Origin of the sequence: Kitasatospora griseola, from assembly GCF_014648555.1 — a bacterium.
Lineage (GTDB): Bacteria > Actinomycetota > Actinomycetes > Streptomycetales > Streptomycetaceae > Kitasatospora > Kitasatospora griseola.
On record NZ_BMRI01000015.1, the window covers coordinates 155368 to 168927 of the forward strand.

Sequence of the window (13560 nt, forward strand, 5' to 3'; positions counted from 1 at the left end):
GGCCAGGTGGCTTCCGGGCCGAGCCCAAGGTGACTGCCAGGCCGATCATCAGACCGCAGTGACGCGCGGATCGGCCGGAAGACCACTCGGACGCCCCACGTCCGGAGCCCGGCCCGCTCGGCCGTCGGTGCCACGGCGGCCGAGCGGGCGTCCGGGCGGACGGCGGCTGCGCCGAGCGGGTGGTCCTCGCGCCCCCGACGGTCGGCAAGGGCGCGGCGCGCGGCGCTCACCGACGGAGCGTCATGACCATGTGATCGTCATTCAAAAATCCCGCCGGCTGATCCCTCGGCGCTCGGTCCGTCGTCCCGTCCCCCTCACGGAGCACCATGACCTCCCGCGACCTTGCCCTGGTCCTCGGAACCCGACCGGAGATCGTCAAACTCGCCGCCGTCACCCGGCTGTTGGGCCCGCGCGCCCGCGTGGTGTGGACCGGACAGCACTGGGACCCGGCCCTCACCACCGCCTTCTTCACCGGCTACGGACTGCCCGCCCCGCACCACCGGCTGGACGGCGTCGGCGGCGAACCCCGCGGCCGGCAGATCGGCCGGATGATCGGCGAACTCAGCCGCCACTTCGCCGAGCACCCGCCCGCCGCCGCCATCGTCCAGGGCGACACCAACACCGCCGCCGCCGGGGCGCTCGCCGCGCACTGCGCCGGCGTCCCCGTCGTCCACGTCGAAGCGGGCCTGCGGTCCTTCGACCGCGACATGCCCGAGGAGGCCAACCGGCGGGTCATCGCCCCGCTCGCCGACCTGCACTGCGCGCCCACCGCGACCGCCGCCGCCCACCTGCTGCGCGAAGGCATCGACCCGCGGCAGATCCTGGTCACCGGCAACACCGTGGTCGAGGCCACCCTCGCCACCCTGCCCGACGAACCCGCCGCCCGCGCCGTGCTGGCCCGGTACGGCGTCACCCCCGAGAACTACCTGCTGGCCACCGTCCACCGGCCCGAGAACACCGACGACCCCGACCGGCTGGCCCGGCTGCTGGCCCAACTCGGCGGCCTCGACCTGCCGGTGCTGCTGCCGCTGCACCCCCGCACCCGGGCGGCCGCCGCCGGCGCCGGGCTGCTCGCCGGCGGCGGGCGGCTGCGCCCGGTCGAACCGCTCGACCACGCCGCGTTCCTGGCGCTGGCCCGGCACTGCCGGCTGCTGGTGTCCGACTCCGGCGGCGTCCAGGAGGAGTGCACGGTGCTCAAGCGCCCGCTGGTGGTGGTCCGCAACTCCACCGAACGCCCGGAGGCGGTCCGGGCCGGGTTCGCCCGGCTGGCCCGCCCCGGGCCCGAACTCGACGCCGCTCTGCGCGAGTTGCTCGCCGACCCGGGCGCCGCGGCGCGGCTCGCCGAGGTGCCGTCCCCGTACGGCGACGGGCAGGCGTCCCGGACGATCGCCGCCGCCGTCCGGGCCCGCTACCCGCAGCGTCCGCCCCGGCCGCGCGGTGCGGCGGCCGGGGCGGACGGGGCGACGGAGTCGGCGGAGCCGGCGGACCGTCAGGGAGTGCCGAGGAAGGTCTGCCAGCCGCCGGTCGGGGCCTGGCCGACGTTGAGGGTGCGGAGCTTGCGCAGCGTGGACTGATCCTGCGCCTCCAGCCACTCGACCAGCTGCCGGAACGAGACCAGGCGGACGTCCGGCTTGCCGGCGATCTCCTTGAGGGTCTGCTCGACGGCGTCCATGTAGATGCCGCCGTTCCACTGCTCGAAGTGGTTGCCGACGAAGAACGGCGCGCGGTTGGTGCTGTAGGCCCGGTTGAAGCCCGCCAGGTAGGAGTCCCGGGCCTGGTCGCGCCACTGGCCGTACTTGGCCGGGTCGCCCTTGGTGGAGCCGGCGGACTGGTTGGCCAGGATGTTGTAGTCCATCGACAGCACCTGGAAGTTGTGCCCGGGGAACGGGATGCCCTGCAGCGGGAAGTCCCAGATCTTGCCGTCCTGGACCTTCTGCGGCCAGATCTGCTGCCCGCCGGGCGAGCTGGCGTCGTACTTCCAGCCGAGCTTGGCGGCGGTCGGCAGCAGCGTCTTCTGGCCCTCCAGGCACGGGGTGCGGCCGCCGATCAGCTCCTTCTTGTAGTCGAAGGGCAGCGGGTCGACGTCGGTGAACCCGGTGTTGGTCTTCCACCGGGTGACGAAGCCGACGGCCTGCTCGATCTCGCTCTCCCAGTCCTCCGGCGACCACTTGTTGACGCCGTTGCCGTCCGAGCGGGTCGAGCAGAAGTGCCCGTTGAAGTGGGTGCCGATCTCGTGGCCGGCCAGCCACGCCTGGCTGATCAGCTTCAGCGTGTTGCGGACCGCGCCCTCGGACAGGAACGGGATGTCGGAGGCGCCCTGGGTGTGCTTCGGCGGGTGGTACAGCGAGGACTTCTCCTTCGGCAGCGTGTAGATGCCGGAGAGGAAGAACGTCATGGTCGCCTTGTGCTCCTCGGCGAGCTTGAGGAACCGGGTGAACTGGCCGTCGTCGGTGGCGCCCGCGCCGTCCCAGGAGAACACCACGAACTGCGGCGGCGCCTCACCGGGCTTCAGCTTCTCGGCCTTCGGCTGGTTCGGCTGCGGGCCGGTGTCGGCGTTGGAGCCGTCGCCGATCGGGGTGCCCTTGGTGCTGGACTGGCCCGGGGCGGGCTTGCCGCCGCCGCTGCCGGCGCCCGCGTCGGAGCCGGGCCGGCCGGCGGCGCCACCTCCGCTCGAACAGGCGGCGACGGCCCCCAGGGCCGCGGTGGCCGCCGTGGCGGACAGCACTGTCCTGCGCGAGATGGTGCTCATGGTCTCCCCTGCCGCAGTGGGCCCGGCCAGAAGAAGATCCGGACGCCTGCCGCGGCTCCGGATGGTCAACTTCTGGCAAACTCGGACAATTTGACGGTTTCGCCACTCAAGGATGGCATGCCCGGGACGGGCGGTCCAACGCCGCCCACCCTCAACCGGTCATCACGCGAGTCGACTTCGTCCGGCTCCCGCCGCGGTCGTCCTGTTGCCGTCCTGGGACACAAACCCCGAGGCAGCGGCCTTCCTAGGCCGGTTCGCCCTCGACCAGCACCGCCAGCCGGCGGCGTCGGCGCACCACTTGGACCACCAGGCTGCTGATCGCCGTCGCCGCCACCGAGGAGATCGCCAGGCTCAGCCACTCGGTGTCGAACCAGTGCAGGTTCAGCCAGCCGAGGCTGACGATGTACGCCGCCCACACCACCGCGGCCACCGCCGACCAGCGCAGGAAGGTCCACGGCCGGTTCGGGGAGTGGCCGACCGCCAGGTCCAGCACCGTCCGCCCGGCGGGGACGAAACGCGCCACGATCACGATCGCCGCCGCCGTCCGACTGGTGGTGCGGCCGGTCAGCGCCCGCTGCACCCGGGCCACGTTGGCCGCCAGCCGGGGCCGGCGCGCCAGGCGCCGGTTCACCGCGGGCGCGCCGCGGCGGGCCAGCTGGAGCAGCAGCAGATCGCCGAGGAAGGACGCCACCGCCACGCCCGCGGCCAGCGGCAGCGGCGAGCCGCCCACCTGGCCGGTCTTCAGCACGGCCAGGATCACCAGCGTCCCGCTGGGCAGGAACGGCAGGAAGGCGTCACCGAGCACCGCGACCAGCGCGAGCGCGCAGTACCACGCAGGTGCGATCACCGCGTCGGCGTCCAAGGTTCTCTCCCTCCAGCCCGCCCGGGGGAGAGGCAGCTGCAACGAGGGTCAACGCTAGCGCGGACACCTTTCATCACCTGAAGCACCCCCGTGTGGGATGCCGCACACGTGTCCGGGCACGGCTGGGAGCCCCCGGCGGGGTGCCGCTGCGGGGGCTCGGGGGATCCGCGGCGCTGGTCGAGCCCGCGACTCCGGTGCGGTGCGCGGAGCCGGTAGGTCGTCCGCGACGATCACCAGCCTGCCGCATCCCCGGGGCCCGGCTCGACCATCGTCGCTGGCGACTTCTCGCGGTGGCGTGAACTCGCCAGCGGCGGTGCCTCGTTGGCGATTCGTCCCGGCCGGCGGGAACAGCCCGGCCGGTTGACGGGTTGTCCTCCGTCGGACGCCCGGGCACCGGGCCGGGGCACCAGGAGGACGCGCCGCATGACCACCGCACCGACCGACCGGCACCCCGGCGACGACGACAGGATCCGCGGCCGGGCCGTCGGCACCGCCCCCGCCCCGCTCTCGATCCTCGACCTCGCCACCATCGGCGCCGGCCACAGCGCCGGCGAGGCGCTCGCCGCCACCACCGAACTCGCCCGCAGTGCCGAGCGCTGGGGCTTCCACCGGTTCTGGGTCGCCGAGCACCACGGCATGCCCGGCGTCGCGTCCTCGGCGCCCGCCGTGCTGCTCGCCCACCTCGGCGCGCACACCAGCACCCTGCGGCTCGGCTCCGGCGGCGTGATGCTGCCCAACCACGCCCCGCTCACCGTCGCCGAGCAGTTCGGCCTGCTGGAGGCCCTGCACCCCGGCCGGATCGACCTCGGCCTCGGCCGCGCCCCCGGCACCGACCAGGCCACCGCCCGGGCCCTGCGCCGCGGCCTGGCCGACGGCGCCGAGGACTTCCCGCGCCAGCTCGCCGAGCTCACCCACTTCCTGGACGGCGATTTCCCCACCAGCCACCCGTACGCCCGGCTGGTGGCGGTGCCGCGCTCCGCGACCCGCCCGCCGATCTGGCTGCTCGGCTCGTCCGGCTTCTCCGCGCAGCTCTCCGCCCGGCTCGGCCTGCCGTTCGCCTTCGCGCACCACTTCAGCGCCGCCAACACGGTGCCCGCGCTCGACCTGTACCGGGACAACTTCCGCCCGTCCGAGGTGCTGTCCGAGCCGTACGCGCTGATCGGGGTCAACGCGGTCGCCGCCGAGACCACCGAGCGGGCGCTGTGGCTGGCCCGCTCCGCCGCCCTCGGCATGCTGCGGCTGCGCCTGGGCCGGCCCGGGCCGATCCCCACCCCGGAGGAGGCCGCCGCGCGCACCTACACGTCGGCCGAGGAGGACTTCGTGGACTCCTGGCTGGCCGACGTGGTGCTCGGCACCCCCGAGGAGGTCGTCGACGGCCTGGAGGCGCTGCGCAAGCGCACCGGCGCGGACGAACTGATGGTGACCTCGCACATCCACGGCCACCAGAACCGGCTGACGTCCTACGGGATGATCGCCGAGGCGTACGGCCTCACCGGCTGACGGCTCACCGGCGAGGGCGCTCCCGCAGTATCTCCGCGATCCGGTCGGGGGCGCCCGGGCGGGCGAAGTGCCAGCCCTGGGCGAAGTCGCAGCCGGTCTGCCGCAGGCGCTCGGCCTGGGCGGCGTTCTCGATGCCCTCGGCGGTGACGGTCAGGCCCAGGGCGTGCGCCAGCTGCACGACGGCGCCGACGATCTGCTCGTCGGCGGCGCGCCGCCGCCCGCCGTCGCCGGGCGCGCTCTCCCGGAACGCCTCGATGAAGGTGCCGTCCAGCTTCAGCGCGTGCACCGGCAGCCGGGACAGGTAGGCGAGGTTCGAGTAGCCGGTGCCGAAGTCGTCGATGGCGATCCGCACGCCCATGTCGGCGAGCGCCTGCAGCGCCTGCAGCGGGCGCCCGCTGGGGCCGAGGATCGCGCTCTCGGTGATCTCCAGCTGCAGCAGCCGGGTCGGCAGCCCGGTGCGCTCCAGCACCTCGGCGACGTCGGCGACCACGTCGGAGTCCCAGATCTGACGGGCGGCCAGGTTCACCGAGATGAACGTCTCCGAGCCCGGGAACTCGTCCAGCCAGCGCCGGGCCTGGCGGCAGGACTCCTCCAGCACCCACTTGCCGAGCGGCACGATCGCCCCGGACTCCTCGGCGAGCGGGATGAAACGGTCCGGCGACAGCAGCCCGTAGCGCGGGTGGCGCCAGCGCACCAGCGACTCCGCGCCGTGCACCGTGCCGTCCGCCAGGCCCACCAGCGGCTGGTACTCGACGACGAACTCGCCGCGCTCCACGGCCGGGCGCAGCGCGGTGGCCAGCAGGTGCCGGGTCAGCTGGTCGGCGCCGCGGTCGCGGTCGTACAGCGTCCAGCGGGCCCGGCCGTCGGCCTTCGACCAGTACAGGGTGGAGTCGGCGTCGCGGATCAGGTCGGTGGGGGTGGAGCCGCGCACCGGGCGCTCCACCACGCCGATCGAGGCGGTCACCGTCAGCCGGTGCCCGGCCACCTCGAAGGGCCGCTCCAGGGCGCCCATCAGCCCGGCCGCCAGGTGGGTGAGCTGCTGGTGGCCCGAGCTGTCGGTGACCAGCACGGCGAACTCGTCGCCGCCCAGGCGGGCCACCAAGTGGCCCTCGCCGTCGGCGAATCCGTGCTCCAGCCGGGCGGCGACGGCGACCAGCAGTTGGTCGCCGATGTGGTGGCCGAGGGTCTCGTTGATGGCCGCGAAGCCGTCCAGGTCGACGTAGCACAGCCCGATCCGGGGCTCGCCGTCCACGTCCTGCGACCCGGCCTGACCGGCCGGCTTGAACGCGGACTCCAGGCGCTCGAAGAACAGCGCCCGGTTCGGCAGCCTGGTCAGCGGGTCGTGCAGCGCCTGGTAGGCGAGCCGGTCGCCGAGCTGGCGCTGCTCGGTGATGTCCTCGACCATCACCAGCGTGTAGTACGGCAGGCCCGCGCCGTCGCGGATCAGCGAGACGGTGACCCGGCCCCAGACCTCGCGCCCGTCGCGGTGCTTGAGCCGCTTCTCGGTGCGCATCCGGTCGCGCTCGCCGCGCACCAGCTCGCGGTAGCGGAGCCGGGACGGGTCCTCCGGATCGATGATCTGGTGGATGTGCAGGCCGGAGAGTTCGGCGGTCTCCCGGCCGAGCATGGCCGCGAACGCCGGGTTGCCCTCGATCACCAGGTCATCGGTGTCGATCAGCGCCATGCCGATGCCGGCGTCGGAGAACGCGGCGCGGAAGCGCGACTCGCTGGCCCGCAGCGCGTCGGCCAGGTGCACGGAGTCGGCGCTCAGCAGGCTGCCGCAGACGGTGCAGATCCGGGGCGGACCGGTGGTCGCCTTCGAGGCGGTCCCGCCGTCCTGCGGGCGCGGCGTTTCGGGCCGCCCACCCTGATGGTGTGCGTCGGCCCCGACGTTCCGGCCCGGCACGGCACGCTCCCGTCCGCTGCTGCCACTGATCACGGTCGACACCCGAGCGGGCGGGGACCGGCCCGCGGTCCCGCTCCGCCCGGTCGCCCCCGGTCGGACCGGGAAGCTGCCGGCGGCCTCGGGCCACGTCCGCCGATCATAGGCCGCCGGTGTAACTGTGCGCGACCGCCGCCGGGGTGATTCGGGCGGATTGTCCGCAGATGTCCTTCGACAAAACGTGCGAGACCCCCGGCGTGCACCGGACTTGGTGCACGCCGGGGGCGTACGCTCACGCTCACGCGCCGTAGCGACGCGTGGGCGTGAGCAGGTCGGGCGGGGCCGGGCGGGTCAGGCCAGCGACGCGGAGAGCGTGATGGTGGTGCCGGTCAGCGCCTGGCTGACCGGGCAGTTCGCCTTCGCGTCCTCGGCGGCCTTCACGAAGCCCGCCTCGTCCAGGCCCGGGACGGTGCCGACCACGGTCAGGTGGATGCCGGTGATGCCGGTGCCCGGCTGGAAGGTCACGTCCGCCTTCGTCTCCAACTTGGTCGGCGGGGTGCCGGCGCCGGCCAGGCCGTGCGACAGCGCCATCGAGAAGCACGCCGAGTGCGCGCCCGCGATCAGCTCCTCCGGGCTGGTCTTCCCGTTCGCGGCCTCGGCCCGGGACGGCCAGGACACCGGGAACTCGCCGATGCCCGAGGAGTCGAAGGTCACCAGGCCCTTGCCGTCGAGCAGGTTGCCCTCCCACTCGGTGTGCGCGGTGCGGGTCGTAGCCACGATCAGGTACCTCCTGTAGGGGGACTGCCGGTCGAACTGCTCCACCCGCGACCGCACTTGCGGCCGCGGCCCGCCCAGCCTAGGGCCTGGCCGACCGTTCTCGTCGGATCAGCGCGCGACCGTCCGTCCGGCGGCCGTCCCACATCCCGGAACGTGTCGCCCGATCGGGCGGGAACGCCGTGTTTGCCCTGTTAGATTGGCCGTTCGCCCGCGCCCGGGTCGGCCCGTCCGCCGTGCTCCGCCGCACCCGGCGCCCACCCGAACCCGCATCGGAGCCACCGCCATGACGGACCAGCCCACCTCCGCCCCGGAAGCGACCTCCCCCGGGCAGATCGACGAGGCCGTGCGGGCCGAGCTGACCCGCCTGCGCGAGTCGATCGACAACATCGACGCCGCCGTCGTCCACATGCTCGCCGAGCGCTTCAAGGCCACCCAGCAGGTCGGCCGGCTCAAGGCCGAGCACCGGCTGCCGCCCGCCGACCCGGAGCGCGAGCGCCGGCAGATCGCCCGGCTGCGCGAACTGGCCGTCAGCGCCCGCCTCGACCCGGTGTTCGCGGAGAAGTTCCTCAACTTCATCATCGCCGAGGTGATCAGGCATCACGAGGCGATCGCCGGCGACAGCGGCCGCCCCGGGAACTGACGGCTCTGTCCGGTCCGCGTAAGGGCCGGATTTCGCCCCGTCCGGCGGGCGGGTTAGCGTGCTGTCCTTCGGAGGAGGCGGTGTCGGTGTCGGTTGCGGTGACCGAGGAGACCACGCAGGAACAGGGCTGGCGCAGGCGTCGGCCCTGGTACGTCGAACTGCCCGTGATGATCGCCGTCGGCCTGGTGGTCGCTGTGGTGATCAAGTCCTGCCTGTTCCAGATGTTCTCCATCCCGTCCGGGTCGATGGAGAACACCCTGCAGATCGGCGACCGGGTCGCGGTCAACAAGCTCGCCCCGCTGACCGGTTGGAAGCCCGAGCCGGGCGAGCCCGTGGTCTTCAAGGACCCGGGCGGCTGGCTGCCGCCCACCCCGAAGGACAGCAACGCCTTCACCGGCGCGATCCACTCCGGCCTCAGCGCGATCGGCCTGCTGCCGCCCGGCGACGACTACCTGGTCAAGCGGGTCATCGCCACCGGCGGCCAGACCGTCGCCTGCCGCGGCACCACCCTCACCGTCGACGGCCAGCCCGTCGCCGAGCCCTACCTGCACCCCGGCGACGACTCCTGCGCGGGCCTGGACTTCGGCCCCGTCACCGTCCCCGCCGACCACATCTGGGTCGAGGGCGACCACCGCAGCGACTCCGCCGACTCCCGCTACCACCGCGAAGGCCCGGCCGGCGGCGCCGTCCCCGTCGACAACGTGGTCGGCCCGACCGCCGCCGTGGTCTGGCCCCTGGGCCACGTCACCTGGTTCGGCTGGACCGGCCGCTGACGCTGACCGCCCGTCAGGCCGCCACGCCCCGCCGCAGCCGCACCGCGCACCCCACCGCGACAGCCGCCGAGAGCAGCGCCAGCGCCCCGGCCTCCGTCCACTGGAACGCCCAGTAGCGCCCGGCCGGCTGGTACTCGACGCGCTGCGTCAGGTGCATCGCGTCGATCGTCTCCCGGCACAGCCGGGGCGAGCCGTCCGGCCCGCACGCCTCGGGGGCGGCCGCAGTGAACGGACGGCCGTCGGCGGCCAGCGTCCGCACCGACACCACCCAGGCGCCGGGCACCGCCACCGGAGTCGACACGTACAGCCGCTCGCCCTCGATCCGGATCACCCCCGGCCGGTCCGGCGCCAGCACCACCGCGCTCTCCGCCCGCACCGGCGCCGCCAGCTGCGGGCGCACCACCAGCGGCACCAGCACCTGCGCCGCCACCACGACCGCCGCCGCCACCGCCATCGCCGCGACCTGGCGGCGCAGCAGCAACCCCGCCGCCACCCCCGTCGCGAAGCCGAACAGCGCCCACCCCGCCGGCGCCAGGCCGTGCGCGGCGAACACCAGCGGACCGAACCGCCCCGGCAGCGCCGACCCGCCGTCCCCGCCCGGAAGCGCAGCCGCCCGGTCCAGCGGCGCCGCCCACCGGCTCGCCAGCCAGGTCAGCAGCCCGGACAGCGCGAGCACCGAGCCGCCGACCAGGGCCAGCCGGACGACCAGCCACCGCGTCCGGGTCACGCCCTGCGTCCACGTCAGCCGGAACGACCCCGACTCCAGCTCGCGGGCCACCAGCGGCACCCCCGCGAACATGCCGAGCACCGCCGGCAGCACCAGCAGCACCACCACTCCCAGGTAGAACAGCGAAGTGACGGCCGGGTCGGCCCGCACCGCCGCGGCGAACGCCGACTGGGCCTGCGCACAGCCCACCCCCGTCCGGGCGCAGCCGGGCAGCCCGCTGGAGTCGTACAGGTCCGCCAGCCGGCCGCCGGTCGGCAGCAGGGCGGCGCAGGCCGCGGCGAGCAGGGCCAGTGCCAGCCATCCGTGCATCCGGTACTGACGCCACGTCAACCAGGTCATCGCGCCTCCTCCAGCCGCTCCAGCACGTACTCCTCCAGGTCGCGGCCGCCCAGCAGCTCCGCCGACGGGCCGGCCGCCCGCACCCGGCCGCGGCCGAGCACGATCAGGTGGTCGCAGTCCCGCGACAGGTCGGAGACCAGGTGCGAGGAGAGCAGCACCGTCGTCCCGTGGTCGGCGCGGGCCCGCGCCAGGCCGTCCAGGAACTCCCGTCGCGCCAGCGGGTCCAGCGCTGCCACCGGCTCGTCCAGCACCAGCAGCTCCGGGCGCTTGGCCAGCGCCAGCGTCAACGCGAGCTGGGCCCGTTGCCCGCCCGAGAGGCGGCCCGCCCGCCGGCCCGGATCCAGCCCCAGCTCCTCGATCCGGCGTCGCGCGCCCGCGCCGTCCCAATGGCGGTTCAGCTTCGCGCCGAGCGTCAGGTGCTCGGCCACTGTCAACGACCGGTGCACCGGGGCGTCCTGGCCGACGAACCCGATCCGGGCCGACTGCGGGCCGGTCGGCGGGCCGCCCAGCACCCGCAACTCGCCCTCGCTCGCGGCGAGCAGACCCACCGTCAGGTGCAACAGTGTGCTCTTGCCCGCCCCGTTCGGGCCGACCAGCCCCGCCATCCGCCCGGTCGGCACCTCCAGCGTGCACTCCCGCAGCGCCCACCTCCCGCGAAAGCGCCGCCCCGCACCACGCGCCTCGATCACAAGTTCCTCCTCCTGTACGGCCCTTCGGACCCGGCACACCCTCCCGCCCGGCGGGCCCGCACCGCGTCGTTCCCCGGGCCGGAAACGGAGCCCGTCCCGCAGGCCGGTCCCGGGGCTCCGCGCGGGCTCCCATCGCACCGGGGGACGACGGCCGCCGTCGTCCCCCGGTCCGATCCGCCCGCTGCCGGCCGCGGCTAACGTGACGCCCATGGATCTGCACCGACCGCTCGGCACCCGGGCGCGGGCCGTCGTGGACGCCGCCGCGGCCGCCGCGCTGACCGGGCTCGCGGCACTGGCGGCGTGGGACGTGCTGCCGGCCGGAACGCCGTCGACCTCCCCGGTGGGCGCCGGCCCGCGCCCGGCGGACTGGGCGATGGTCGCGGTGGCCGCCGTCGCCGCGCCGCTCGCCCGCCGTCGGCCCGTCGCCGTCCTGTCGGCCGTGCTCGCGCTGGCCGCGCTGAGCGCGGGGACGGCGGCCTCGCCCGCGCCGTGGGTGGCCGTCGCCGTGGCGCTCCACCCTGTTCCGCGGGCGCTGCCCGGCCGGGTCTCCGGCGCGCTGCTCGCGGCCGCCCTCGCGGTCGCCGTGCTGTGCCGCGCCGGTGTCCTGCGCTGGCCCTGGGCGCGACCCGAACTCGGCGGCCCGGCAGCGGTGTTGACGGTCGTGCTGATCCTGGTCACCGGCTGGACCGCCGGATCCGCGGCCGACCAGCGCCGTCGCCGCCGGATCGAGGACGAACGCTCCCGGCTGCGCGAGGAACGCCTGCTGATCGCCCGCGAACTGCACGACGTGGTGGCGCACAGCCTCGGCGTGATCGCCGTCCAGGCCGGGGTCGCCAACCACGTCGCGGAGCAACAGCCGGAGCAGGCCCGGCTCGCGCTGGCGTCCATCGAGGAGACCAGCCGCACCGCGCTGGACGAGATGCGCGCCCTGCTGGGCGTCCTGCGCACCGGCACGGACGACGACCGGCTGCCCGCGCCGAGACTCTCCGAACTCGACGAGGTGATCCGCCGAGCGGCTGCTGCCGGCGTCCGGGTCGAGCTCGAACTGCTCGGCGAGCGGCGCGAGTTGCCGCCCGGGCTGGAACTCGCCGGCTATCGCGTGGTGCAGGAGGCCGTCACCAACGTGGTGCGGCACGCGGGCACCGACCGCTGCCGGGTGCTGGTCGACTACCGGCCCGACGCGCTGGCGCTGACCGTCTCCGACGAGGGCCGCGGCGGCAGCCCGGACGGCGGCGGCCACGGGCTGGCGGGCATGCGCGAGCGGGTCGCCGTGCACGGCGGGGAACTCCGGGCCGGGCGGCGCGCCGGGCGGGGCTTCGAGGTCGCGGCGGTGTTCCCGCTGGTGGTGGCCCGGTGATCCGGGTGCTGGTCGCCGACGACCAGGCGCTGGTGCGCGGCAGCTTCCGGCTGCTGGTGGACTCCGCGCCCGACCTGACGGCCGTCGGCGAGGCCGCGGACGGCGTCGAAGCCGTCGAACTCGCCCGCCGGGAACGGCCGGACGTGGTGCTGATGGACATCCGGATGCCCCGGCTGGACGGCATCGAGGCCACCCGCGCGCTGGCCGCGGACCCGGTGCTGACCGACGTCCGCGTCCTGGTGCTGACCACCTTCGACCTGGACGACTACGCGTTCGCGGCCCTGCGGGCAGGCGCGGCCGGGTTCCTGCTCAAGGACACCCGCCCCGCCGAACTCCTGGAGGCGATCCGGGTGGTGGCGGCCGGACAGGCGCTGCTGGCGCCCCGGGTGACCCGGCGGCTGATCGAGGAGTACACCCGGCGGCCCGAGCCCGCGACGGTCCCGGCGGCGCTCGCCGGGACCACCGAACGGGAACGGGAGGTGCTCGAACTGGTCGGACTCGGCCTGTCCAACGAGGAGATCGCCGCCCACCTGCACGTCAGCCTGTCCACCGCGAAGACCCACATCGGCCGGCTGCTGCAGAAGCTCGCCGCCCGCGACCGGGCCCAACTGGTCATCGCCGCCTACGAGTCGGGCCTGATCCGGCCCGGTGGCCGCCAGAACGTACGATGATCGGGTGTTCATCCTTGAGTTGACCTACACCGCCCCGCTGGAGCGCATCGAGGCGCTGCTGCCCGCCCACATCGCCTGGCTGGAGCAGCACTACGCGACCGGCGCCTTCCTCGCCTCCGGCCGCAAGGTGCCCCGCGACGGCGGCGTCATCATCGCCGTCGCCGAGAGCCGATCCGCCATCGAGGCCCTCGCCGCCACCGACCCCTTCGCCCAGGCCGGCGCCACCGGATACCGCATCACCGAATTCCTCCCCACCACCACCGGCCCCGACCTCGCCGCCCACCGCCAGACCCTCCCTGCCTGACAGTCCGCCGACGACTCCCGCTCCCGCGGAGAGCTGCCTCCGTGGTTCGGAGGAGCCGACGAGGTGAGGTCGAGCCCTCCGCTCGCCGCGCGGCGGCGGACCGGTCGCGGCCGGGTTGCCTCCGGCGGCGCTGCAGGGCCCGGGAGTTGATGGAGCTGGACTGCTGACTCCCCTCGTCGCCCGGCGATTCGCTGGTTACAGAGGCGGGATACTCCCTGCGGCCCTGCGGCCCTGCGGCCCTGCGGCCCTGCGGCCCTGCGGCCCTGCGGCCCTGCGGCCCTGCGGCCCTG

Annotated in this window: 13 protein-coding genes; 7 read left to right on the forward strand and 6 right to left on the reverse strand. The window is 74.8% G+C overall.

Annotated elements, in window-relative coordinates:
- Positions 1-326: 326 nt before the first annotated feature.
- Positions 327-1574, forward strand: a complete 1248-nt coding sequence (gene wecB / locus IEZ12_RS20805) for a non-hydrolyzing UDP-N-acetylglucosamine 2-epimerase (protein ID WP_189273470.1) — start codon at positions 327-329, stop codon at positions 1572-1574.
- On the opposite strand, the gene IEZ12_RS20810 is transcribed toward wecB, so the two are convergent.
- Together IEZ12_RS20810 and IEZ12_RS20815 are read right to left on the reverse strand one after the other, a co-directional pair.
- Entirely contained in the window at positions 1490-2749 is a 1260-nt protein-coding gene (locus IEZ12_RS20810) for a polysaccharide deacetylase family protein (RefSeq protein WP_043914101.1), read from the reverse strand. The two genes, wecB and IEZ12_RS20810, sit on opposite strands and share 85 nt — an antisense overlap.
- A gap of 244 nt (positions 2750-2993) precedes the next feature.
- Positions 2994-3611 carry a VTT domain-containing protein gene (locus IEZ12_RS20815; RefSeq protein WP_189273473.1) on the reverse strand — a complete coding sequence of 206 codons (618 nt, stop codon included), beginning with the start codon at positions 3609-3611 and terminating at the stop codon, positions 2994-2996.
- Positions 3612-4034: 423 nt separating this feature from the next.
- Here IEZ12_RS20815 and IEZ12_RS20820 point away from each other — a divergent pair, with 423 nt between their 5' ends.
- Entirely contained in the window at positions 4035-5111 is a 1077-nt protein-coding gene (locus IEZ12_RS20820; protein WP_043914099.1) for an LLM class flavin-dependent oxidoreductase, read from the forward strand.
- A gap of 4 nt (positions 5112-5115) precedes the next feature.
- Here the strand turns inward: IEZ12_RS20820 and IEZ12_RS20825 are convergent, their stop codons facing one another.
- Together IEZ12_RS20825 and IEZ12_RS20830 are read right to left on the reverse strand one after the other, a co-directional pair.
- Positions 5116-7017: a putative bifunctional diguanylate cyclase/phosphodiesterase gene (locus tag IEZ12_RS20825; RefSeq protein ID WP_189273475.1), complete on the reverse strand. Its 1902-nt coding sequence runs from the start codon at positions 7015-7017 to the stop codon at positions 5116-5118.
- Between the two features lie 327 nt (positions 7018-7344).
- The gene (locus IEZ12_RS20830; protein WP_043916387.1) at positions 7345-7770 is read right to left on the reverse strand and encodes an OsmC family protein; all 426 of its coding nucleotides are present in this window, start codon (positions 7768-7770) and stop codon (positions 7345-7347) included.
- A 283-nt stretch (positions 7771-8053) separates the two neighbouring features.
- Here IEZ12_RS20830 and IEZ12_RS20835 point away from each other — a divergent pair, with 283 nt between their 5' ends.
- Entirely contained in the window at positions 8054-8410 is a 357-nt protein-coding gene (locus tag IEZ12_RS20835; protein WP_043914097.1) for a chorismate mutase, read from the forward strand.
- Positions 8411-8496: 86 nt separating this feature from the next.
- The gene (gene lepB / locus IEZ12_RS20840; protein ID WP_189273477.1) at positions 8497-9183 is read left to right on the forward strand and encodes a signal peptidase I; all 687 of its coding nucleotides are present in this window, start codon (positions 8497-8499) and stop codon (positions 9181-9183) included.
- Positions 9184-9196: 13 nt separating this feature from the next.
- Here lepB and IEZ12_RS40125 read toward each other — a convergent pair whose 3' ends face one another.
- Both IEZ12_RS40125 and IEZ12_RS20850 read right to left on the reverse strand, forming a co-directional pair.
- Entirely contained in the window at positions 9197-10249 is a 1053-nt protein-coding gene (locus tag IEZ12_RS40125; protein ID WP_189273479.1) for an ABC-2 membrane transporter-related protein, read from the reverse strand.
- The gene (locus IEZ12_RS20850) at positions 10246-10938 is read right to left on the reverse strand and encodes an ABC transporter ATP-binding protein (RefSeq protein ID WP_229847729.1); all 693 of its coding nucleotides are present in this window, start codon (positions 10936-10938) and stop codon (positions 10246-10248) included. The genes IEZ12_RS40125 and IEZ12_RS20850 overlap by 4 nt, the downstream gene beginning before the upstream one ends.
- A gap of 208 nt (positions 10939-11146) precedes the next feature.
- Here IEZ12_RS20850 and IEZ12_RS20855 point away from each other — a divergent pair, with 208 nt between their 5' ends.
- The 3 genes from IEZ12_RS20855 to IEZ12_RS20865 are packed head-to-tail and all read left to right on the forward strand — an operon-like array spanning position 11147 to position 13270.
- Positions 11147-12295: a sensor histidine kinase gene (locus IEZ12_RS20855; protein WP_189273482.1), complete on the forward strand. Its 1149-nt coding sequence runs from the start codon at positions 11147-11149 to the stop codon at positions 12293-12295.
- On the forward strand, positions 12292-12966 hold the full coding sequence (locus IEZ12_RS20860) for a response regulator (RefSeq protein WP_189273484.1): 675 nt from the start codon (positions 12292-12294) through the stop codon (positions 12964-12966). The genes IEZ12_RS20855 and IEZ12_RS20860 overlap by 4 nt, the downstream gene beginning before the upstream one ends.
- Positions 12967-12970: 4 nt before the next feature.
- Positions 12971-13270, forward strand: coding sequence for a YciI family protein (locus IEZ12_RS20865; protein WP_189273486.1), 300 nt, complete (start codon positions 12971-12973; stop codon positions 13268-13270).
- Positions 13271-13560: the final 290 nt, after the last annotated feature.